We start from the raw sequence: 23,904 nt of genomic DNA on the forward strand, positions 1-23,904 counted from the left end.
GTTGACCACATACGAATGCCGGATCTGCGGCGGCGACCTACGCGAGGTTCTGGATCTCGGTCGGCAGCCGGTTTCCAATGCGTTTACCAAACGCGAAAATGCCGAGCGGGTACCCACTTTCCGGCTGGCAGTGGGAATCTGCTCGGGTTGCTCCATGGTGCAGCAACTCGAGACGGTGCCGCCCAATGAGATGTACCGCGCCGACTATCCGTACCGGGCTTCCGGATCGATGCTGATCAGTAGGCACTTCGAGGAAGTGGCCCGGCACATCATCGAAACCTCGTTGCACGGCCCCGACGGGTTTGTCGTCGAAATCGGCAGCAACGACGGCGTCATGCTCAAGACACTCAGCGCCGCGGGCGTCCGGCATCTCGGGGTCGATCCGGCGGCCGGCGCGGGGGAAGTGGCGCGGGCGCATGGCGTCAACGTCCGGACGGACTTCTTCAATGAGTCGACCGCCAAGGACATTCTCGCCGAGCACGGGCCCGCGAACCTCATCTTCTCGGCGAACACGTTCAGCCACATCACCCGGCTGGACTCGATTCTGCGTGGCGTCGACCTCCTGCTGGCGCCCGACGGGCTATTCGTGTTCGAGGATCGCTCGCTGGCGGATATTCTCCGGCACAACTACTTTGACCAGATCTACGACGAGCACATCTATCTGTTCTCCGTCAGCTCGGTGAAGATGATGGCTGCGCACTTCGGCTTCGAGTTGGTCGACGCCGAGCATCTACCGTTGCACGGCGGGTCGATCCGCTACACCCTGGCCCGGGCCGGCAGTCGACCGCCCACCGATGCCGTGGCCGAGTTCCTCGCCATGGAGAAGGCCGCCGGAATCACCGAACCGGTGACCTTTGACCGGTTCGCAGGCCAGATCGGCAAGATCAAGACGGACCTCGTGGCGCTACTGGAGCAGTTGCGGTCCGAGGGCCGAACTGTGGTCGGCTACGGCGCCACCTCGCGCAGCGCGACCGTGCTCAACTACTGCGGTATCGGGCCGGAACTGCTTCCCATGGTGTGTGATTCGACGCCTGAGAAGCAGGGCACGGTCACTCCCGGGTCGCTGATCCCCGTGTGCGCGCCGGACGCCTTCTCCAAGCCCTTCCCGGACTACGCGTTGCTGTTCGCCTGGAACCATGCCGAGGAGATCATGGGGAAGGAGCGTCAGTTTGCCCAACAAGGTGGGCGCTGGATTGTGTATGTACCTCAGGTTCAACTGGTGTGACCACCGTGGGCGGCTTGATCAGGATGCCCTGGCCGGTGGGTAAAGCACAGATCATCACGCCCAGCTCGCGTGCGACCTCGTCCATGGCGATGCGCTGCTCGTCACGACCACGGTTGGCGTAATCGTCCAACAACACTATGGCGCCCGGTGACAACCGCGGCCAGAAGTACCGCAGGGTAGCCACCTCCGGTGGCGCACAGTTCATGTCGATGTGCAGGAACGCCACGGCGGCCGCATCCACTTGCTGCAGCGTCTCGGGGACAGCGCCCACGATGATGCGTTGATTGGTCCATTGGGCGAAGTTGGCTCGGACGATGTCCGCCGAGTTGCCATAGATGCCAAAGTCGAGCGCGGCCTGGTTGCGCACCAGCGCCCCGGCGCCTCGCTCCTGTTCGGAGACGAACCGCGGATCCATGCCGGCGAAGGTGTCCAGAAGATAGAACGTCTTGCCCAACGTATCCCAGTTCAGGTATTCCATGATTGCGCTGCTGAGGAACCCGTGGCTGACACCGCACTCGACGAAGTCACCCTCGACCTTGGCGGCGGTGGCCGCCGCCCACAGGCCGACGTGAACTCGCCAGTGCCAGTGATGGATATCTTCACCGCCCAGCGCCTGCACACCGCGCTGATAGGCCCGCTGAAAGTCGGGATCGTCCATGAACGCGTAGTTGTTGAAACAGATCAACGCGTCATTGGAATAGACGTTGGGCAAGAGCGTGCGCGGGACCCAGTACGCGGTACGCAGGCCGGCCCAGGCGATCCGGAACTTCAGGGGCCAATTCTTTGCCATGCGACGACCATAGCACTGCCTTCGCAGCGCGTGACGCTGCAAAATGCGTCGACATGGTTTGCAGCACAGCGCCTTAGCTTGCACTTCGGGTCGCGCCAGAAGCCACGCGGCGGCCACAGCCACCCAGCAATTGGTAGCTGGAGGGTGTCAGTTCGGCGGCTTGAGGATCAGGCCTTGCCCGGTCGGCAGGGCGCAGACCAGCACGCCCAGCTCTCGAGCCACCTCATCCATCGCGATCCGCTGTTCATCGCGCCCGCGGTTGGCGTAATCGTCGAGCAGCACGATGGCCCCCGGCGACAGTCTCGGCCAGAAGTACCGCAGTGCCGCGACCTCTGGTGGGGCACAGTTCATGTCGATGTGCAGGAAGGCAATCGTGTCCGCGTCTACCTGGTCGAGCGTCTCGGGCACGGCGCCCACGACAATGCGTTGGTTCTTCCACTCGGCGAAGTTCTGGCGGACCCCGTCCACCGAGCTGCCGTACATGCCGTTGCGGACATGCTCGTCGCTTCTCTCCAGCGCACCGGCCGCCTTCTCGCTGGCCGTCACATAGCGGGGATCGAGCCCCGCAAACGTGTCGAGCAGGTAGAACGTCTTCCCCAGCCGGTCCCAGTCCAGGTACTCCATGATCGCGCTGCTGAGAAAGCCGTAACTGACTCCGCACTCGACAAAATCGCCCTCGAGCTTGCTGGCGCTGGACGCCGCCCATAGACCGACGTGGACGCGCCAGTGCCACTGGTACCAATCCATGCCGTTGAGGGCGCGGGCTCCGCGCTGGTAGGCGCGCTGAAAGTCGGGATCGTCCATGAACGCAAAGCTGTTGAAACAGATCAACGCGTCATTGGAGTACACGTTCGGCAGCACCTTGCGCGCAAGCCAGTACTCCGCGCGCACCGCCTTCAACCAGAAGCGGGTGGGGAGTGTCAGCCCTTTAGCCACGAGCGCAACCTTAGCATCGGCGGGTACCACGCAGGCCCGGAAACCGAGCGCCGCCGCGGCCCCTTGGGGGAAGCGGAATGCTCTGTTGCGCAGTGTATTTCAATACTCGCAATGCGCATCCGAGGCCCATTCCCTGTATCGACCTTGCCTTTGCGCCGAGCACGGCGGTGTTGGCAAACATCTCTCGTGCCGGTCAGGCAAAAGACCGGGCGCGGGCGAAACTTTCGACCAGATCGGCAGTTTTTGCCACACTCTCCGCCGCCGGCGTCATGCGAAGGGCGACCTCGCGGGCTCGCGCCGCGCATTCCGGCGTGAGGACCTTCCGCAGGTCGGCCACCAGGGTTTCCTTGGTGGTGCTCGAAAAACTGCGGACAGCACCGACATTGAGGAGTTTCACGCGGGACGCCCACACGGGCTGGGCCCCATCGATCCACAGCACCAGTGTCGGCACTCCTGCCCGCAGACTTGCGGCCAGGGTACCGGCCCCGCCGTGGTGGACCGCGGCGCGGCAGGCCGAGAACACCGCCGCATAGTTCACCGCCCCGACCACCTTGACATGCTCGTACTGCGGGACATCGCTGTAATCGCTCCAGCCCGAGCAGATCAAGGCGCGCTGTCCCAGCTCGGCACACGCCGAGGCGATCATTTCGACTGTGGCAGAGGGCGAGTGGACGGGCATACTGCCGAAGCCGAAGCAGACCGGCGGCGGCCCTTCGGCGATCCACGACGAAACCTCTTCGTCTGCCTCCGTCGACAGTTCCAGTGTCAACGTCCCGACGAATGGTCGCTCGTTGCGCCAAGGCGCCCATTCCTCCGCCAAACCAGGGAAGCAGACCTCGTCGTATCCCTGGATCTCGAGTGCTCCCCGTTCGGCGATCCGCCGAGATACCGGACCCGTGGCTTTCGGCAGACCCAACTCCCGGCGCTGCGCGTCTTCGACCTTCTTGTTCAGCCGCCAGCCGAACCAGTCGTACGTCCACATCACCGCACGGGCCAGCGGTGCCGGAAGGCGAGACAGCAGTCGACCGTTGACCCGGATCGGCGTGTTGTGCAGCGTGGCGAATGGAATGCCGTGGAACTCGGCCACATTCGCCGCCGGTTCCTGGTAGCTCTGGCCGACGAACAGCACGTCCGCGTCCTCGGCCAACGACACCAGTCCGGCGCTCATCTGTGTCCAAGCTTGGTCGCTCAGAGCCCACATCTCGCGCCACAACCGCCGCAGTTCCCGCACGTTCCAGAATCGATGAAAGAAGCAGGTCCAGAAATCCCGGTACACGCCCAGCCACTTCTGGGTGTTCAAGCCGTAGGGGACCGCGACCAGGCCGGCGTCCTCTGCGAATCCCACGAGATCGGGAGGTACCGCGATACGCACGTCGTGCCCTCTACGCGCCAATTCACGACCGGCGGCCACGGACGGCTCGAGATCGCCTCGGGTCCCGTAGGCAGCCAGAACGAGTTTCATTGCGGGTTCTTGCCTTTCAGTGAGCCACCGGGGACGGTGAGGCAGGTCCATTTCCCGAGCAGACCTGCCACCGCACCGTCACTCCTTGCGCCAGAGCACACCGGTTCCGTCGATGTTCACAATGGGCGCCGAAATCCCGTGCTTGGACCGGTAATCGGTGACCGCCTTCCGGCAGCCTTCGATTGCGTGGTAGTCGTCGATGATGCAGAACCCGCCGGGGGACAGCCGGTCGTAAAGACCATCCAGTCCCTGGATGGTGGACTCGTAGAGATCACCGTCGAGCCGCAGCACCGAGATCCGTTCGATCGGTGCATCGTGCAGGGTGTCCTTGAACCAGCCGGCCACCACGCGCACCCGGTCATCCAGGAGGCCGTACCGCCGGAAGTTCGCCCGCACATCCTGCTCCGACACGGCCAGGATCGGCGCGGCGAGATGCAACCGATCGCCCTTGTCGGCCTTGTAGTTCGCCGCGTCAGGCGGCGGCACACCCTCGAATGAGTCGCAGAGCCAGACATTTCGCGTCTCGTCACCGTAGGCAGCCAGCACGGCGCGCATCAGGATGGACGCCCCACCGCGCCACACGCCGCACTCGACCAGGTCGCCCGGGATGTCGTCGGCGATCACCGTTTCGACACATTCCTGGAGGCTGGTGAGCCGCTTCATCCCGATCATGGTCAGCGCCTCTGCGGGCCAGTCCAAGCCGAGGTCGCGCTTACGCTGATCGAACGGACGCTTCCGGACCAGCATGGTATTGCCGATCTTGAAAATTGGGCGGTGCAACCAATTCCAGCCCACCGGCACTAATTCGTCGACCCCGTACCTGGTGAGGTCCTGTCGGAGCAGGTCCAGATAGGCAGACCGGGTGTCGTGATCCGTCACGGTCAAAAAACTGCCCCCTAACTCGGATGCGGGTTCGGTGTCGAGCCTAGCCCGCAGGTGTCCTGCCTCAACGCATTTCCGTTGTAACGACCGGTGTTCCAACTCTAATGCCTGAGCAAACCCGCGGTCGAATTCGGTGGGGGAGTGCGAAAAAGGCTAATGCGGGCGCTCACGATTGCGCGTGAGTAATGTGGGCAGATGCCGTTTTGACGCCGCTGCGGCAAATAAACCGCTCATGCGCTGGGGGTTCAAGATCTCAGCGGAAAACGGCGCGGGACAGCTTCTTCGGCTCGGCGGCACGGTGTATCACGACCACGGAATCCACCACCTCGATGCGGTCGATGATGGTCGCGGCAAACGGCACTTCGAGTTTTGCGAGCCGCTTCGGGTGGCCTTCCATGAACTGGAAAACCGATTTCGTCCGTGCATACGGGGCGTGGATCGCATCCATCAACCACTTGGTGAAGTCGATGAACGATTCCCGCTGATCACGGTATGACGTCCAGTAGTTGGCGCACACGTCTTCCACCAGGTAGACACCGCCCGGCTTGAGCCGCGGGAACAGGTACTTGAACGACCCGATCATCTGCTTGGCCGTGTGACCACCGTCGTCGAGCACCGTGTCGAAGGGCCCGAACTCGTCGAGCACGCTCTGCAGGAACGCGGTGTCCGTCTGGTCGCCGATCCGGACGTGAATGTCGTTCGCCGGTGAGTCGTACTGTGCGGCTTTGGGACTGATGTCGAGCCCCACGATGGTGGCCTCGGGTAGGTAGTTGCGCCACATCTGCAGTGAGCCGCCGCGATCCACCCCGATCTCGAGCAGGCGTTCGGTCTGGGTCATGGCCGACTGGTAGACGCCCAGGTAATGCCGCAGCTTGTGGATGTTGTGGGCGTTGTCGAAGATCTGGCTGATCTCGCTGGCCGGTGGCGGAGCGTCATCGGCATGCATGGTCACCGTCCGGGCCAGATCCGGACCCAGCGCGGTACGCATCCGTTGCCAGTCTTTGTACGGGTAGCGCCGCACGATGAACGGGGGTCGCTGCTGTAATGCCAAGCGGAACATGCGCATCCTCTACGACGCCTGCGAATCGGCGAGTGTGTCGCGGGACGGCGAAAGTGGTCGAGACACCATCCGGCAAGGGTACCGGCGGACGAGATCTGTTACCGCAACTCGTGAAACATGACGACTCAACGCGAGGGCAGCCCCTCGATCAGATCGGCCGCCTTCATGATGCTGTCGGCCGGTGGCGTCATGTTGGCGGCCAGTGCCCGGGCTCGAGCTGCATACTCCGGGGTGAGTATCCGGCGCAGGTCAGCGACCAGGGTTTCTGCGGTGGTCGTCGAAATGCTGCGGGCGGTACCCACTTTCAACCGTTTGAGCTGGTTGCCCCACAGCGGTTGGTCACCGACCGACCACAAGATCAGGGTCGGTGTGCCGCAACGCAGGCTGGCGGCGGTGGTCCCGGACCCGCCGTGATGCACCGCGGCTCGACTGGCCGAGAACACTTTTGCATAGTTGACGACGCCGGCCACCTTCACGTGTTCGGGAACCGGGATGCCGCTGAGGTCCGTCCCCCCGGCGCAGACCAGCGCGCGTTCACCGAGTTCGGCACACGCCGCACTGATCATCGCGAGGGTGTCGGCCGGAGATTCCACCGGGATGCTGCCGAACGCGAAGCAGACCGGAGGTGATCCGGCGGCGATCCAGTTCTCGATCTCTTCGTCCGCGCGAGTCGACAACTGGAGGGTGAGGGCGCCCACGAACGGCCGCCGGTCGTTTCGTTTGGACCATTCCGCGGCCAGCCCGGGGACACAGACCTCGTCGTAGGCCTGGATCTCCAGGGCTCCGCGTCGGGCCATCCGCACCGGTGCGGGACCGGTGCCGGGCGGCAGGCCGAGTTCGGCCCGTTGGGCGTCCTCATACTTCCTCGTCAGCCGCCAGGCCAACCAGTCGTAGGCGACCATCCCGGCCCTGGTTACCGGAGCCGGCACGATCGGGAAGAGCTGTCCATTGGGCCGCCACGGCATGGTGTGCAAGGTGACCAGCGGAATTCCGTAGTACTCGGCAACATTGGCAGCCGGTTGCTCATATCCGACCGCGGTCGACAACACATCGGCGCCGTCGGCGAACTCCAGGAGCGTCCGGCTCAACTCGGCCCACTGCTGGGTGACGGTGCTCAACGCCTCCCGGCACAGTGCCACCAACTCCTGCAAGTGCCAGAATTGCTTGGCCCAGGAGGTCCACAGGTCGCGGTAACCATCCAGCTGCGGTTCCACCGCCGGGCCGTACTCGACCACCTGCAGGCCGGCCGTTTCGGCGAAGCCGACGAGATCCGGTGGCACGGCCATCTTGACCTCGTGCCCTCTGCGCAGCAGTTCTTGTCCCACCGCGACCGACGGCTCGATGTCGCCACGGGTCCCGTAGCTTGCCAATGCAATTCTCATGACAGATCCACACCCCCAACCGCTTGCACCTTAACCGCCGATCATGAAACTTGTTGCGCCGAATTGGTCTTTGTCCAACGGCGATGAAAAATTGCCGCGCGCTCGTCGCGACGGGATGGACCCACGTGTTCAAATGCGGCAAATCTGCTGACGACGTCGATGTGGCCATTCTGTGTGTTGACCGCAGGGCGTCACCGCCCCGGCAAATTTCGGTTGATTGCTCTGGTCTTCGCCGCCCGGGCGGCGAAGATCCCTCTGGTCGGGCCGGGTTTTCGCGAAATTCGTGGGCGCCCGGTCCAGACCGATCCGTGGTCGCCGCCGGGCTAGGCTCGATATGGTGGCAAGCGTGTTTAGCCCTGACGCGTCAGAAAACGTCTCCGCCGCCACCGCACTCAACAACGCCGAGTTTTCCGAGGGGTAGAGCAGATGCGCGGAATTATTCTCGCCGGCGGTTCAGGCACCCGTTTGCACCCGATCACCATGGGGGTCAGCAAGCAGTTGCTGCCGGTATATGACAAGCCGCTGGTGTACTACCCGCTGTCCACCCTGATCATGGCCGGCATCAGGGACATTTTGGTGATCACCACCGGGGCCGACGCGCCCGCTTTCGAACGCCTACTCGGTGACGGGTCGGCCTTCGGTGTGAATCTCCGTTACGCCGTGCAGGATTCACCCGAGGGGCTGGCACAGGCGTTCGTGATCGGCGCCGACCACATCGGCACCGATACGGTTGCCCTGGCCCTGGGCGACAACGTGTTCTACGGTCCACGACTGGGCACCAGCCTGCAACGCTTCCAAGATGTCAGTGGTGGCGCCATTTTCGCGTACTGGGTGGCGAACCCGTCGGCCTACGGGGTGGTGGAGTTCGCCGCGGACGGCACCGCGCTGTCCCTGGAGGAGAAACCGACCACTCCGAAATCGCACTACGCGGTCCCCGGTCTGTACTTCTACGACAACAACGTCGTCGAGATCGCCCGGTCGTTGCGCAAGTCGGCACGCGGCGAGTACGAGATCACCGAGGTCAACCAGACCTATCTGGATCTGGGTCAGCTCTCGGTCGAGGTACTCCCGCGCGGTACCGCGTGGCTCGACACCGGCACGTTCGACTCGTTGCTCGACGCCAGCGACTACGTCCGCACCATCGAACGCCGCCAGGGTCTCAAGATCGGTGTGCCCGAAGAGATCGCCTGGCGCGCCGGTTTCATCAACGACGATCAACTGGAAGCTCGGGCCAAAGAACTACTCAAATCCGGGTATGGCTCGTATCTGCTGGAACTGTTGCAACGCAAGTAGCCGGCAGTTTTTCTGGCCCCAGCAACATCCTGCAGCGCCGGAAACGGCCAGTTGTACAGGCCAATTGTCAGCAAACTGCAGTTGCGGGAAAGGTGAGGTACCGACGTCAGCGAATTGGCCTGTAACACCAGGCAATACGCGGCGGATAAGTGTGGTAGACCGGCATAAGGTTTGAGTCTGGGCCTGCGTGGCTAACCCAGCGTCGACCCAGACCCGCCGAGCTCTCAACTGCATACATCCGAGTGGGCATCACCAGGAGGGAAACATGAAGCTTCCGTACACCAAACTCGCCGTCACCGCGGCCGGGGTGGCCATGGCGTTGTCCGCCGGAGCCGGCCTGGCCTCTGCAGAGCCCGACCTCGGTCCCATGGTGGACTCGACGTGTACCTATGACCAGGCGATGAAGGCCGTGCATACCGAAAATCCCATGGCCGCACAGTATCTGGACCAATCCCCACCGAACCAGCAGTTCCTCCGGGTGTTCTTGAGCTCGCCTCGCGATGAGAGGGTGAACCTGCTGAACAAGATCAAGGGCAACCCCGGCGTCGATCAGGCCCTGCCGGTCTTCACCCAGATGCTGACCAGTTGCACCAAGTACTGATCGATTGATCTGGCGGTCGACCGCCGCAGCTTTCTACCCCTGGGTCGTGGCACTCGCCACGAAACACCCAGGGGTAGAAATCGTTCGACACCAGGTCGATGTCCCGCTATTCGATCCTCTTGATCGGCTGCGTGGTCGCCGAGTCGAGATGCGGCTCGCCGAGCAGGGAGCGGACCAGCGGACGCGGGCCGTAGGGGCGAAGCAAGGTACTGGCCGGACGCGGACGCACCCGTTGCGGCCACCAGAACCACCGACCCAGCAGTGCCGCCAGGGACGGGGTCATGAAGGACCGGACGATCATCGTGTCGAACAGCAGACCCAAACCGATCGTGGTACCGATCTGGCCGATGATGCGCAAATCGCTGACCGCCATCGCGGCCATGGTGCACGCGAACACGAAACCGGCCGACGTCACCACCTTGCCGGTGCCGCCCATGGCGCGGATGATGCCGGTGTTGATGCCGGCTCCGATCTCTTCCTTCATCCGGGACACCAGGAGCAGGTTGTAGTCCGATCCGACCGCCAACAGGATGATCACCGACATCGCCAGCACCATCCAGTGCAGAGAAATGCCAAGGATGTACTGCCACAACAACACCGACAGCCCGAACGAGGCGCCCAGCGACAACACCACCGTGCCGACGATCGACAGCGCCGCGATGAAGCTGCGGGTGATCATCAACATGATGAGGAAGACCAGGCAGATCGCGGCGATCCCGGCAATCCAGAGGTCGTACTTCGAACCCTCCTGCCAGTCTTTCGCCGTCGCCGCACCACCGGCGATGAAGATCTTGCCGTTCACCAGCGGAGTGCCCTTGAGCGATTCCTCGGCCGCCGTCCGGATCTGATCGATCCGTTGAATCCCCTCTGGTGATTGCGGGTCGCCACTGTGGGAGATGATGTACCGCACCGACTTTCCGTCCGGCGAGATGAAGGAGTTCATCGCCTTCTTGAAGTCCGGATTGTCGAAGACCTCTGGCGGCAGGAAGAATGAATCATCGTTCTTGGCCGCGTCGAACGCCTGTCCCATGGCGCTGACGTCCTTGGTGGTCTCGTCCATCTGAGCCATCAGACCCGACATCGTGGTGTGTGTGGTCAGCGACATCACGCGCATCTTCTTCATGAGCGCGATCATCTTGGGGAACTGGACCAGCAACTGGGGCATGATCGCGTCCAGCTTGTCCATGTCCTTGACCAGGACCTCCAGCGTGTCGTCGAGTTTGTCCACGCCGTCCATCGCATCGAAGATCGACCGGATCGACCAGCAGATCGGGATGTTGAAGCAGTGCGGTTCCCAATAGAAGTAATTGCGGACCGGACGGAACATGTCGTCGAAAATCGAGATACTGCCCCGTAGTTCCTTGGTGACCTCTTGCATCTCGTGCGTCCGCTCGACCATGTCGTGGGTCGTCGCGGCCAGCTCGGTCATCACCTTGAAGGTGTGCTCCATCGAGTCGATCATCACCTGCATGTCGGCGGCCTGCTTGAGCATGTCGTCGATGCGGGCGCGCTGGAACTCGGTGGCCTGGACCTGCCCGGCACTCTGCAGGCTGAGCATGAACGGGATCGAGGTGTGGTCGATCGGGGTGCCCTCGGGCCGGGTGATGCCCTGAACCCGAGAAACCCCGCGCACCTTGAAGATTGCCTTGGCCAACTTGTTGAGCGTGATGAAGTCCGTCGGGTTCCGCAGATCATGGTCGGCCTCGACCATCAGGATCTCCGGGGTGATCCGGGACTGGGAGAAGTGCCGTTCGGCCGCGGCGAACCCCATGTTGGCCGGGATGTCGCCAGGGATGTACAGCCGGTCGTTGTAGCTGGTCTTGTAACCGGGCAGGGCCAGCAGCCCGACCAGCGCCACGGCCAGCGACGCGACGAGGATCGGCCCCGGCCAGCGCACGACGGCGGTGCCGATGCCACGCCACCGCCCGGTCCGCATCACGCGCTTGGGATCGAGCAATCCGAACCGGCTGGCCACCACGACACCGGCCGGAACCAGCGTCACCGCAACGGCAACCGCGACGAACATGCCGATAGCGCAGGGGATACCCATAGTGTGGAAGTAGGGCAACCGGGTGAACGTCAGACACAGGATCGCGCCGGCGATGGTCAGCCCGGAAGCCAGAACCACCGGGGCCACGCCCCGATACATGCTGTAGTACGCCTGCACCCGGTCCTCGCCGTTTTGGCGGGCCTCCTGATATCGACCGAAAAAGAAGATGCCGTAGTCGGTTCCGGCCGCTATCGCCAGGAACACCAGCATGTTGACCGCGAACGTGGACAGCACGAACACCTGGTTGGCACCGAGAAATGCCACCACGGCGCGGGCCGCCGCCAGTTCGAAGCCCACCATGACCAGCAGCAGGATCACCGTGATGATCGACCGGTAGACCATGAACAGCAGCAGGAAGATGATCACCACGGTGACGGCGGTGATCTTCAGGATCGACCGGTTGCCGCTGTGTTGCATATCGGAAACCAGTGGCGCCGAACCGGTTACATAGGTCTTGACGCCGGGCGGCGGGGTCAGCCCGTCGACGATACCGCGCACGGCGGCCACCGATTCGTCACCGAGGGGGGTGCCCTGGTCGCCGGCGAGATTCAGCTGGACGTAGGTGGCCTTGCCGTCGGGGCTCTGGACGCTGGACGCGGTGAGGCGATCGCCCCACAGATCCTGCACGTGCTCAACGTGTTCGGGATCGGCGCGCAACTCGGCGATCAGTTTGGTGTAGTACTGGTGCGCGTCGTCACCGAGCGGTTGGTCGCCTTCCAGCACGATCATCGCGAAGCTGTCCGAATCGGACTCTTCGAAGTTGTGCCCGATGCGTTTCATCGCCTGAGCCGAGGGAGCGTCCTTGGGCATCAGCGACACCGCGTTCTGCTCCGCCACGTGCTCGAGCGCGGGGATCACCGACTTCCATTGCCCGCCAACCGATGCCAGGGTGAGGACCACGATCAGGACCAGCCACGCCAGGATGATGACCGGCGAAAGCCAGCGAATTGTCCGCGCGATGAAGGGCGGCCGAGGTTGCTCGCTCATCCGGCGCTAATCCCTCAGCAGCAGCGAGCGCACCAGCGGCCGCGGTCCGGTCGGCCGCAGCATGGCGCTGGCGGGACGCGGGCGCACCTGCTGTGGCCACCAGAACCAGCGGCCCAGCAGCGCGGCGATCGACGGAGTCATGAACGCGCGCACCACGAGGGTGTCGAAGAGCAGGCCAAGACCGATGGTGGTGCCCACCTGACCGATGGTCAGCAGATCGCTGACGATCATCGATGCCATGGTGGCGGCGAACACCAGGCCCGCGGCCGTCACCACCTTGCCGGTGCCCGCCATCGCTCGAATGATGCCGGTGTGAATACCCGCGTGGATCTCCTCCTTCATCCGGGAGACGAGCAGCAGGTTGTAGTCCGAACCGACCGCCAGCAGGACGATCACCGACATGGCCAGCACCACCCAGTGAATCTGCAGCCCCAGGAAGTACTGCCAGACCAGCACGGACAGACCGAAGGATGCGCCCAGTGACATCGCCACCGTCCCCACGATCACCAGGGCAGCGACGAAGCTGCGGGTCATCAGCACCATGATCAGGAAGATCAGTGCCAAGGCCGACACTCCGGCGATCATCAGGTCGATCTTGGAGCCGTCGACGAGGTCCTTCACTCCGGCCGCGGTGCCGGCCAGATACAGCTTGGAGCTTTCCAGCGGTGTGCCCTTGAGCGCCTCCTCGGCTGCGATCCGGATCGGTTCGACGCGCGAAATGCCTTCGGGCGTCGCCGGATCACCGCGTTGGGTGATCAGCATGCGGGCCGCCTTGCCGTCCGGCGACATGAAGATCTTCATGATCCGCTGGAAGTCCTTGTTCTCCAGCACATCCGGCGGCAGGTAGAAGGAATCGTCGTTGTTGGATGCGTCGAACGCCTTACCCATGGCCGTCGCGTTGTCGTTCGAGTCATCCATCTGGGCGAAGATGCCGGACATGGTGCTGTGCATCGTCAGCATCATGGTGCGGGTGCTCTGCATGGTCGCGATCATGGTCGGGAACTGCACCAGCATCTGCGGCATGAGCACGTCCAACTTATCGAGCTGCTCGACGAGACCGCCCATTTTGTCGGTCACTTCATCGATACCGTCAAGCCCGTCGAAAATGGCCCTGATGGACCAGCACAGCGGAATGTTGTAGCAGTGCGGTTCCCAATACAGGTAATTCTTGAGCGGACGCCAGAAGTCCTCGAAATCCGCCATGTGATCGCGCAGTTCTTTGACGTCATCCTGCAGTTCATGCGTGGTGCCGACCATGCCGTGGGTGGTATCGACCATCTCCTTCATCAATTCGTACATGCGCTGCATGAGGGCGATAGTGGTGGACATATCGTCGGCCTGCTCGAGCAGATCTTCCATACGCTCACGCTGGAATGGCAGGCTCAACCGCTGACTGGCGTTGGACATGCTCAGCATGAACGGGATCGAGGAATGTTCGATCTGCGTGCCCTCGGGCCGCGTGATGGACTGCACGTTCGCGATACCGGGCACCGCGAAGACCGCTTTGGCCAATTTGTTCAGCACCAGCAGGTCGGTTGAATTGCGCATATCGTGGTCGGCTTCGACCACCAACAGATCGGGTGTGGCCATTTTGGATTCCGGGAAATGCCGGGCCGCCGCCGCGAAACCTTGGTTGGCCGGAATGTCCTGCGGAATGTATTTCTGGTCGGTGTAGCTGGGGTTGTACCCAGGCAGCGTCAACAGACCGATCAAGGCAATGGACAACGTGGCCAACAGAATGGGGGCCGGCCACCGCACGATCGCCGTCCCGATACGCCGCCAACGCCGGGTGATCACCGGCCGTTTCGGATCGAACAGGCCGACCCGGCTGCCGAGGGCGATCGCGGCGGGCACCAGCGTCAGCGCCACCGCCACGGCGGTGATGATGCCGACCGCGCCGGGAACCCCGAGGGGCTGGAAGTAGGGGAGGCGGGTGAAGCTGAGGCAGGCGATCGCACCCGCGATGGTCAGACCGGAAGCCAACACCACCTTGGCCACACTGCGATAGGCGGTGTAATAGGCCTGCTCGCGGTCCTCGCCGACCTGCCTGGCCTCCTGATAGCGCCCGGTGAAGAAGATGGCGTAGTCGGTTCCGGCCGCGATGCCGACGGAGACCAGCAGGTTCACCACGTAGGTGGTCAGACCGACCCAGCCGTGCATGCCGAGGAAGGCCACCAGGCCGCGGGCGACCTGCAGCTCGATGCCGACGGTCAGCAACAGGATGATGACGACGATGATCGAGCGGTACAACATGAGCAGCATCAGGAAGATGACGCCGATGCTGACCAGCGTGATCAGGATGACCGTGTTATTGCCGCTCTGGCCCATGTCGGCGACGATGGCCGCCGGCCCGGTGACGAAGGTTTCGACGCCCTCGGGTGCCTTGGTGTTCTTGACGACGTCCTGAACGGCCTTGACCGCTTCGTTGGCCTCGGCCTGGCCGAACCGGCCCACCAGGTTGAGCTGCACGTAGGCGGCTTTGCCGTCGGCGCTCTGGGCGGCGCCGGCGGTCAGCGGATCGCCCCAGAAATCCTGGATGTGCTGGACATGGGCGGTATCGGCCTTGAGCTGGCGAATCAGCTCGTCGTAGTAGGCATGCGCCGCGTCACCCAGCGGCTCCTGCCCCTCCAGGACGATCACCGCGACACTGCTGGAGTTGGACTCCTGGAACAACTCGCCCATGCGCGTCATCGCCTTGACCGCCGGCGCATCCGCAGGGCTCAGCGACACCGAATGGTCCCGCTCGACCACTTCCAGCGGCGGGATCGCCACCGTCATGACCACCGTGATGGCCACCCACCCCAAGATGATCAGTGGGGAGAAACTGCGAATGAACGACGCCATTCGTGACTTGCGGTGCGTTTCGTTTTCCATGGTTTCCCGCTCACGCAGCCTTCAGGAGGCACGAAGTGAAGGCGTTCACCTGATTCGAGGTCTTTTCCGCCTTCACCTCGCCGTCGACGGTGATGCGACACCCGATCGAATTGCTGTCACCTTGCGCCATGATGCTGCCCACCGCGGTGGTCTTGCCGATATCGAATTCCAGCGTCCAGGGCAGGCTGACGTTCTTCACGAACTGCGGTTCGGCGTCCACGTCGAAATAACTGATACTGGCCACAGTTCCCGGCGCGCCGTAAACCTCATATGTCAACTTCTTGGGGTTGAATGGTTTCGAGTCAGCAACCTTGGTGTCAGCGTAGGTGGGGCGTTTGTCGGAGCCGAAGATGTTGTGCAGTCGCGAGACGGTGAATCCGGCCGCGGCAATCACCACAATCGCTAGTAACGGAATCCACAACCGCTGCAATAGCTTAAAAATCGTAGATCTCCTCCACTATCCCCCCACGCCCGGCACGTGCGCTGTGGCATAACGCACGACCTGAGGGGGGCGCACCCTAGGTTCGTTGAAGAGTAAACCATGGCCTTCTCCGTCATATCAGGCCGTTGCCCGGCGGCGATATGCGAACAGAACGCCGATGACAGATCGGCGCGACCGTAAATTTGGCATCGAAATTCAATTCAAAGTCACCGCCGATTTCCTTGAATAACGGCGGTGCGTTTTCGGCAAAAATTTTGGTCGATTCCGTCAACAGGCTCAGCCTGCGGATTACGCGGGATCACCGCTTTCTGGCGAACTTTTGGGCCCGCCTCGGGTTGTTGCTGTGATCGAGGTTCCGGGGTGCCGACGAGCGGGGGAGAGGCGGGACCATCGGGACTTAAGAGATCTATGGGAAAACTGATCGGTATCGCCGAAGCCGTCGCGAGGGCCCCTTCGGGGGCTGTCCACCGGCCACCTCGGGTGGCGCCGACCGCTGTTCGCGCCACCGCAGGAGCCGACGGCTGAGTGGGTGACGGGGCGCCGACGGACCCGACGCCGGCAAGCCCGCCGGAAAGCAATTTCTGGGAAATGCGAAGGGCCATACCACTTGCCGTGACATTCTCATTGATCATGGAAGGACTGCGCAGCAACCGCACAATCGCATCGGTGTACGACCCTCGGTGCAATGCGCTGAACTTCTGGCGACTCATCTTCGCGTCCATGGTGGTGCTGCAACACTCCTGGCCACTCACCGGCCGTGACATCACCGGGCCCTTCGCCCAATTGTTCACCGAAGTGTGGGTGGACGGGTTCTTCGTGATTTCGGGGTTTCTGATTACCTCGAGTTGGATGCGTCACCCGCATCTTCGCGATTATCTTGCCGCCCGACTGCTGCGAATACTTCCGGGTCTGTGGGTCTGCGTACTCGTGGTGGCATTCGTCATCGCCCCCGTCGGCGTGCTCTTGCAACACGGTGAACCACTGAAGTTCTCCTCGCAGATTTTATGGGCCGTCAACAATGGCTTGCTCAACGTCTTCTATGTGGGGATCGACGGCACTCCGAAAGATGTTCCGTGGCCGGGTGTCTGGGACGGCACGCTGTGGACGTTGATCTTCGAGTTGATGTGTTATGCCGCTGTCGCCGTACTGGGCGTCACCGGACTGATGAAGAAGCGGTGGCTGATCCCGACGGCTTTCGTCATCTCGCTCGTCGGTGCCGCCCTGGCCGGATATCCGACACAGGATTTCCAGACCATCCCGCAGATGGTGACCCGTTTCGCGTTGGTGTTCTCGGCCGGCGCACTCCTGTACCAGTTCCGTGACAAGCTGCCGGCCAACTGGTGGCTGGTCGGGTTGTGCGTGGGTCTTGTTGTGGCCGCAGGGTTCTTACCGAATTACCGGGTGTACGCGGCATTGCCGTTGGCGTATGCCGTCATGGTGTCGGGCGCGCTCGTGAAGCATCCCCGGCTGCAGTTGCACAACGACATTTCCTACGGCGTGTACATCTACGGGTGGCCGATGCAACAGCTGATGGCGATCATCGGCCTGGACCGGCTGCCGGCCGGAGTGTTCTTCCTCGTCGCCACCGCGGCCACCATCCCGCTGGCCGCGGCGAGTTGGTTCCTGGTCGAGAAACGCGCCATGCGACTCAAACGGCGCCTGCAACGACGCGCAGAACCCGAGACGCAGTACCTCGGGGAGAGTTCCAACGGCGAGGTTGACTTAAAAGCCCAGGGGCACTGAGGTTACCAGTGGTTCGAAGCAGGTCTCGGCTCATCTCGCGGTGATCAGTGACGGTGGACACCTCGAAAAACAACGCAAAGACCGCCGCTTTCCATCGGTCGTCCCGGTCTATCGCGTCTGACCATGGCGATGAAGAATCCACACGCCGGGTAACGAGACGCCGGGTAACGAGACGCCGGGCCCAAACCGCCGGACCGCGAACCCGTTCCCCTCACACGCCAGCGGCCCTGTTCTGAACCCCGTTTTCGCGGGACCGTACCGTCGGGCCCCAAAACTTCATGTGCACTGTGGTGCTTGCCGCCTATGGTGGGCACAACGCTTCACGCGGCTGGCTTTAAGCGCTGGAACGATGGGGATTGATATGAACCATAGGCCTGACGAAGCTTCCGACGACGAATTGGCCGAAGCAGTAGGCAAGTTCGACGAGCTCTACGGCGAAATGGAAAGCGCCCTGTGGTGCCTGTCAACGAACTCTCGAACTTCGTTGCTCCACGGTGATGGCGGCTCACCGATTCTCAAGGAGCTCGTGTGGACTATCAGGAGCTGGTGGTCCGTACAGGGCGCTAGCCGAGAAACCGGGCCTGCGATGGCACGAGCGCTCGTCACACTCGAGTGGTCACCGGAGCTGTTCGAACCCGTTGACACGCCGCCAGTCGACGGCGAAGCCAATGCGGTCCAACGGGTCATCGCCCTTGTTGAGCAGAGCAGAGCGTTCGGCGCTCCACGACGCGAATATTCACTCGCCTCCAAGGTCCTCCACCTGCTGTCGCCGTGGCGTATCCCGGTATACGACAGCTTCGTCCGATCGCATCTGGGGATTGCTGAGCCCGGCGACCGCCCCGAGGAGACATACGCGCGCGTCGCTCACGAAATATTCCGAGCGGCGCGAAACGTAACCGTCGCAAACCCCGCATGGATGGGCGATCAGGAGCCGCGTGCGCTGTTCCGCGCATTCGACAAGTACTACTGGTGGATCGGCGGCGGGCACGGCGCCACCTCGCCCCAGGTGAAAGACCCTTGGGCCGTAGTCGACAAACTCGGTCTGGAACGGTCATAAGCATTCGAGAACATCGGCGCCAGAACAGCTTCGGGGGAGGGCGCTAACTCGCATTCACCGTCAACGGTGAGCACTTCAATTCCAGGGGGCTTCACACTCTCCGCGCTGGTGCCAAGTACCATCGACTGGCCACGGTCGGTCGCAGTAAGAAGCCCCGAAGAGCCAAGGCAACGATCCCATCTCGCGCGCACCGGGCCACCACACGCTTGGCTCCTCCGTGCCGCCTGGTGCTTGCGTTCAGGAAGTCAAACCCTGCGCACAAATAGACTACTGATAAGCGCGGCAGGGCAGCCCTATTTGTACGTTTCACTCGATCTTGGGTCTGCTGCACGAATAGGTGACGGTTTCGGTCACGCGGCCTGACTGGCCGGTGTGGTCATGATGGCTTCGAATTCGATCGGGGTCAACCGCCCGAGTCCGGCTTGGCGCCGGTGGCGATGGTAGGTCCGTTCGATCCAGGTGACGATGGCGATCCGCAACTCTTCTCGTGTGCTCCATCGGCGGCGATCGAGCACGTTCTTTTGGAGCAGGGCGAAAAAGCTCTCCATGGCCGCATTGTCGCCGGCCGCACCGACGCGGCCCATCGATCCGAGCATCTCGTAGCGGCCGAGTGCGTGGACGAATCTTCTTGACCTGAACTGAGATCCGCGATCAGAATGCAGAATGCACCCCGCCACATCACCGCGGCGTGCCACCGCACTACCGAGCGCTGCGGTGGCCAACCGGGACTTCATCCGGGAGTCGATCGAGTACCCGACGATGCGGTTGGAGAATACGTCCTTGATCGCGCAGAGGTAGAGCTTGCCTTCATCGGTGCGATGCTGGGTGATGTCGGCCAGCCACAACTGATTTGGTTCATCAGCGGTGAAGTCGCGCTCGACAAGATCATCGTGTACCGGCGGGCCAACCTTGCCGTTCTTGCCGCGCTTGCGCTTGCCGAATACGCTCCACAGTCGATTGTGCGAGCAGATTCGCCAGGCGGTGCGCTCGGCCATCGACTCGCCTGCCTCTCGGGCCTCTTCGACCAGGTAGCGGTACCCGAACTCGGGGTCGTCCTTGTGGGCGTCGAACAGGGCGTTGGCGCGGTAGGCCTCGACGAGTTCGGCGTCGGTTATGGGGATGGGCCCGCCAGCGGTAATAGGGCTGGCGGGCGAGCTTGAGTACCCGGCACGTCACCGCGACGGGGATTACGTCGGCGGCGAGCTCACTTACGAGCGGGTAGAGCCTTTCCCGGAAGGTTGGCCTGCGACAGATAGGCCGTGGCCCGGCAGGACGTCATTCTCCTGCTCCAACAATTTGATCCGGCGCCGCGCGTCGCGCAACTCAGCGGACTCGCTGGTGCTCTTGCCAGGCTTGGCGCCTTCGTCGATATCGGCTTGGCGCATCCACTTGTGTAGCGTCACCGGGTGAACGCCGAAATCGGTGGCGATCTGTTCGATCGTCACATCGTCGTCTCGGTTGCGAGCAACGCGCACGACGTCGTCGCGGAACTCACGGGGGTAGGGCCTGGGCACGCTGACATCCTTCCAGCTCGCGCATCCCGGGCAAGCCAACTCAGATGTCACCTGATCGTGCAGCAGACCCCCTCCCGATACGGCCTGCGACCTCGTTGGCTTCCTGAAAGAAGTGCGATCGAAGCGTTGCTGGTGGATTTAGACTCTGTGCATGGCGGGGGCGTTGCGTGTCAATCCGGAGTCGCTGCGCAGTGCTGCGCGCGTCCAGTCTGACGTGGGTGAGTTCGTTTCCGGTTTGGACGCCGGCCAATCGCTGAATACTGCCGGCTCTGGGGTGTCTGGCCTGCTCACCGAAGGTGCGTGTCAGTTCGCCAGCTCCATGGTCGATACAGCACTGAATGCAGTCCGCGAAGACCTGACGAAGCATTCCGAGAACTTGTCAACCGCTGCCGATCACTACCGCCGTATGGACGAGGAGTTCGGGCGTCGCTTACGCAGGTTCTCCCAATGAATCCCAACTCCAATCCGCGACCGATTGCATCCGTCCTGAGGCCCGCGTCGTGACCGTGACGATTCCCCAGGTACAGGGATCGCAGCCCGAAACACTGACCGCCTCTGCAACAGAATTAGGCCAGAAGGCAATGGGTTTGGCGTCCCGGATCGACAGTCAGCGCGCCAACATCGACGGGTTGCGCTCAGGTTGGCAGGGCACCGCGTCCGACGCCGCGATCGCGAAAGCGCAACCCACGTTGGCGCGCATGCAACAGATTCACGACGCTCTGAACCGGGCTCAGTCCGTCATGCAAGAGGGCGGCGCTGCCCTGACTCAAACCCGCACGAGTCTGCTCGGGGCCGTCGACCAGTTGAAGGCCCAAGGATGGCAGGTCGCACCCGATGGCACGGTATCGGTCCGGCCCGGAAGCGTGCTGGATCAGTACGCCAAGATGAGTCCCGCGAACGCCATGAAGCTTCGGCAGCTCGCCGCCACCAACTCGGTCGGGCTCAAGACACAGTTGGCGAGTTTCGACACCACCGACCGCCAACTCAGCCAGAATCTGCGCACCGCCGTCGGCGGGCTGGATTCGGCGCCGCAGAACTTCGGACCCGGCGATCTCCCCCAAAAACCTCCGTATGACACCGGCGCAGAAATCCCGGTCGGCAAGAACGCCGAAGAGGTCAACAAGTGGTGGGATTCGCTATCGGATGAGAAGAAGAAACAACTTCTCAAGGATTGGCCCGAGAAGCTGGGCAACCTCAACGGCGTCCCCATCATCGATCGCGACAAGGCCAATCGCGCCGTCTGGGAGCGAGATCTGGCTCTGCCCAGGGAAATAGCCAAGTCTCGCGGGGTGACCGAGCAAGAAGTTCTGGCACACCCCGGAAAATACGGCTTGACCGGGCCGACGATGGACCGCTACAAAAACGCCGTCAAAGTTGACGAGGCTTTGAAAGCAGACGCGAAGAAGGCCAAGGATGCTGAGGGAAATACGCCTCCGCTGTTGCTGATGAAGTATGACCCCGAGGCCTTCGACGGTGAAGGTGCTGCTGCGATCGCAATCGGCAATCCTGACGAGGCAGCAAACACCACAGTGATGGTGTCCGGCCTGACCACTTCGGTGGCGGCCGGGACTCTGGCCGACGGGAGCGGGGCCAGCGTCTTCACCGAGGCCAGCTTGGCGGATCCCAACCGCTCAACGGCTGTTGTGCAGTGGATGGGCTACAACGCCCCTGACCTGGATGCAGACCTGGACACCAATGCCATCGGGGTCACCGAGCCGTACATGGCCCGCGCGGGCGCCGAGCTGCTGGCCCCCGACGTCAACGCACTGGCCGTCACACACAACGGCGACCTCCCACCCGCACACACCACGGTGATCGGTCATTCCTACGGATCGACGACCGTTGCCGACGCCGCCGCGGGCTACGGGATGCGCGCCGACGACATCATTCTTGTTGGCTGTCCCGGAACGGATCTGGCCCAATCTGCAGCTGATTTCCACCTACCGCCCGAGGGGCATTTATTCGTGGGCGCGGCATCGACTGATTTCGTCACGGGACTGGGTAGTGAGCACCTCAACATTCCCGGAACCGGCCTCGGCAACGATCCCGCCATGGATGGGTATGGCTCGACCCGGTTCCATGCCGAGGTGGCTGAACATAGCATCAACCCGCTTGACGAGCACACGTCCTACTTCAGGGACGGATCCGAGTCGTTGTACAGCATCGCTGACATCGTCTCCGGCCACGGTGATCAGCTCGAAGAGCACGGCATGACCGCGGACCACCGCGTCTCGAGTCCTATCCCGTCCTGGGTGCCGGATTTCGCGCCATCAGTGGGAATCGATCCGGAGCTGCTACACAGGTCCAACAACGACCACCACCACACGGGCCGGTGACCATGACGACCGAGAGAAACGGGGCAATGACCATTGAGACTTGCATGGGCACGACTAGCAGGGGCACTGTTGGCGCCCCTGGCCATAGCGGGATGCTCTGACATCGTGGCGAATCCGATTTCCCCCGAGGAGGCGCGCCACCAGGTCGTCGACGTATCACGCCAGATCACCTCCGATCTCGACGGCGAAGTGGCCGAAGCGAAGTTCGATTATCAATCCTGCGGCATCAACGGCACACCGCCGTTCAAGGGCCACTCGAATGTGCAGCTGTGGATGCCCGGGGCCGATCGGTCCCGCGAAGTCACCACCGACTCCGTGCTCGATCGATTACGGCAGCACGGTTGGGAAACTAACCCCGACTATCACTCGCACGCCGCGACGTTCAAGCGCGACGGGCTAGATGTGAGGGTCTGGGTGATACCTCCGCCCAAAGGCGACAAGCCGCCACGGGCTCACGTGATGATCGACGTCTACACCGAATGCCGCGACACCTTCGACCATCGGGACGACGGGACAGCGTTCACCTCCACGGACATCAAGGACGACCTCACCCCCGGTTAGCCGCGCCGAGCATGCATCTGGCATTCGATCCGTGGCTGAAACCTGAGCCGCTAGCAGAATGGCCCGCCGCAGCGGGGCTTACCTCGCGCTCTGCTCAAAATGACCGGCGGGTCAGGTCGACCCGGTCGACTGTGAAAAACCGTCTTCACAGCATTGCCGGGAATGGCGCGCCGGCCAGTGGCTACATCCAGACACAAGAGCGGTCATCGAAGCGCCCCACTAGCGGTGATCGCGCGCTTCGTTGACCCGGCTGACTGCCCTCTCACTCGTCAGCCGCTCGTCCAATAACTCATCCACTCGGCCAATGCTTGGAAGACATCCACCGTACTGTCGGCAAACTGTCCTGATCAACGCGAGCAGACGCAGCTCAGAATCAATCACCTCGATCGACCGCATACCGATTAGACGTAATTTCAGCCCATACGGTTCCAGCATCGCTCGTCGTCCACGCAACCATCACCTTTAACCGCACGTAATCCAACTCAGAGCATCCAGACAACCAACCGCAGCAGGGAGCGCCGTCGGGCCGGATTCCTCGTCGCGACATGCCGCGCCCAGCGCTTCTGAGCCAACTGCCAATGGACGACCACTGGCGCACTCCCGCTAATCCAATAGGCGAAACCCAGCCCGTTTGTCGGCTCCGGTTGAATCCTGCGCAGCCTGCTCCGGTTGAAAAGTGAGCAGGTGTTTACGAGGTTGAGTCTGCCTG

Annotated in this window: 17 protein-coding genes and 2 pseudogenes; 8 read left to right on the top strand and 11 right to left on the bottom strand. The window is 62.6% G+C overall.

Annotated features, from left to right (window positions below):
- Position 1 precedes the first annotated feature (1 nt).
- On the top strand, positions 2-1,225 hold the full coding sequence (locus A5733_RS14190; protein WP_076240579.1) for a class I SAM-dependent methyltransferase: 1,224 nt from the start codon (positions 2-4) through the stop codon (positions 1,223-1,225).
- 7 nt (positions 1,226-1,232) lie between these two features.
- Here A5733_RS14190 and A5733_RS14195 read toward each other — a convergent pair.
- The 6 genes and pseudogenes from A5733_RS14195 to A5733_RS14220 all read right to left on the bottom strand — a co-directional run.
- Positions 1,233-2,015: pseudogene (locus A5733_RS14195) on the bottom strand (class I SAM-dependent methyltransferase); the annotation flags it as partial.
- 147 nt (positions 2,016-2,162) lie between these two features.
- Positions 2,163-2,951: a TylF/MycF/NovP-related O-methyltransferase gene (locus A5733_RS14200; RefSeq protein ID WP_076240580.1), complete on the bottom strand. Its 789-nt coding sequence runs from the start codon at positions 2,949-2,951 to the stop codon at positions 2,163-2,165.
- 193 nt (positions 2,952-3,144) lie between these two features.
- Positions 3,145-4,413, bottom strand: coding sequence for a glycosyltransferase (locus A5733_RS14205; RefSeq protein ID WP_076240581.1), 1,269 nt, complete (start codon positions 4,411-4,413; stop codon positions 3,145-3,147).
- Between the two features lie 78 nt (positions 4,414-4,491).
- Entirely contained in the window at positions 4,492-5,292 is an 801-nt protein-coding gene (locus tag A5733_RS14210; protein ID WP_067774473.1) for a TylF/MycF/NovP-related O-methyltransferase, read from the bottom strand.
- 256 nt (positions 5,293-5,548) lie between these two features.
- Entirely contained in the window at positions 5,549-6,283 is a 735-nt protein-coding gene (locus A5733_RS14215) for a class I SAM-dependent methyltransferase (RefSeq protein ID WP_076240600.1), read from the bottom strand.
- Positions 6,284-6,480: 197 nt separating this feature from the next.
- Positions 6,481-7,737, bottom strand: a complete 1,257-nt coding sequence (locus tag A5733_RS14220) for a glycosyltransferase (protein WP_076240582.1) — start codon at positions 7,735-7,737, stop codon at positions 6,481-6,483.
- A 426-nt stretch (positions 7,738-8,163) separates the two neighbouring features.
- Between A5733_RS14220 and rfbA the strand changes: the two genes are divergently transcribed.
- On the top strand, positions 8,164-9,030 hold the full coding sequence (gene rfbA, locus A5733_RS14225) for a glucose-1-phosphate thymidylyltransferase RfbA (RefSeq protein WP_067774468.1): 867 nt from the start codon (positions 8,164-8,166) through the stop codon (positions 9,028-9,030).
- Between the two features lie 265 nt (positions 9,031-9,295).
- Positions 9,296-9,631, top strand: a complete 336-nt coding sequence (locus A5733_RS14230; protein ID WP_067774465.1) for a hemophore-related protein — start codon at positions 9,296-9,298, stop codon at positions 9,629-9,631.
- 106 nt (positions 9,632-9,737) lie between these two features.
- Here A5733_RS14230 and A5733_RS14235 read toward each other — a convergent pair whose 3' ends face one another.
- From A5733_RS14235 to A5733_RS27515, 4 genes are all read right to left on the bottom strand, one after another.
- The gene (locus A5733_RS14235; RefSeq protein ID WP_067774463.1) at positions 9,738-12,668 is read right to left on the bottom strand and encodes an RND family transporter; all 2,931 of its coding nucleotides are present in this window, start codon (positions 12,666-12,668) and stop codon (positions 9,738-9,740) included.
- A 6-nt stretch (positions 12,669-12,674) separates the two neighbouring features.
- Positions 12,675-15,542: an RND family transporter gene (locus A5733_RS14240; protein WP_067774457.1), complete on the bottom strand. Its 2,868-nt coding sequence runs from the start codon at positions 15,540-15,542 to the stop codon at positions 12,675-12,677.
- Between the two features lie 10 nt (positions 15,543-15,552).
- Entirely contained in the window at positions 15,553-15,972 is a 420-nt protein-coding gene (locus A5733_RS14245) for an MmpS family protein (RefSeq protein WP_067774455.1), read from the bottom strand.
- 124 nt (positions 15,973-16,096) lie between these two features.
- On the bottom strand, positions 16,097-16,255 hold the full coding sequence (locus A5733_RS27515; protein WP_158070610.1) for a hypothetical protein: 159 nt from the start codon (positions 16,253-16,255) through the stop codon (positions 16,097-16,099).
- Between the two features lie 395 nt (positions 16,256-16,650).
- On the opposite strand from A5733_RS27515, the gene A5733_RS14250 reads away from it, so the two are divergent.
- Positions 16,651-17,727 (top strand): acyltransferase family protein, encoded by a 1,077-nt coding sequence (locus tag A5733_RS14250; protein ID WP_369830938.1) that lies wholly within the window; start codon positions 16,651-16,653, stop codon positions 17,725-17,727.
- Between the two features lie 349 nt (positions 17,728-18,076).
- A complete protein-coding gene (locus tag A5733_RS14255) occupies positions 18,077-18,784 on the top strand; it encodes a hypothetical protein (RefSeq protein WP_142253994.1) in 708 nt (235 codons plus the stop codon).
- Between the two features lie 350 nt (positions 18,785-19,134).
- Here the strand turns inward: A5733_RS14255 and A5733_RS14260 are convergent.
- Positions 19,135-20,298: pseudogene (locus A5733_RS14260) on the bottom strand (IS3 family transposase).
- Between the two features lie 151 nt (positions 20,299-20,449).
- Between A5733_RS14260 and A5733_RS14270 the strand changes: the two are divergent.
- The 3 genes from A5733_RS14270 to A5733_RS14280 all read left to right on the top strand — a co-directional run bounded on the left by A5733_RS14270 (position 20,450) and on the right by A5733_RS14280 (position 23,195).
- The gene (locus tag A5733_RS14270) at positions 20,450-20,749 is read left to right on the top strand and encodes a type VII secretion target (protein WP_076240585.1); all 300 of its coding nucleotides are present in this window, start codon (positions 20,450-20,452) and stop codon (positions 20,747-20,749) included.
- A gap of 55 nt (positions 20,750-20,804) precedes the next feature.
- Positions 20,805-22,634, top strand: a complete 1,830-nt coding sequence (locus A5733_RS14275; RefSeq protein WP_255376489.1) for an alpha/beta hydrolase — start codon at positions 20,805-20,807, stop codon at positions 22,632-22,634.
- Between the two features lie 105 nt (positions 22,635-22,739).
- Positions 22,740-23,195, top strand: coding sequence for a hypothetical protein (locus A5733_RS14280; protein ID WP_083666201.1), 456 nt, complete (start codon positions 22,740-22,742; stop codon positions 23,193-23,195).
- Positions 23,196-23,904: the final 709 nt, after the last annotated feature.

This window comes from Mycobacterium sp. NS-7484 (assembly GCF_001953975.1).
Classification (GTDB): domain Bacteria; phylum Actinomycetota; class Actinomycetes; order Mycobacteriales; family Mycobacteriaceae; genus Mycobacterium.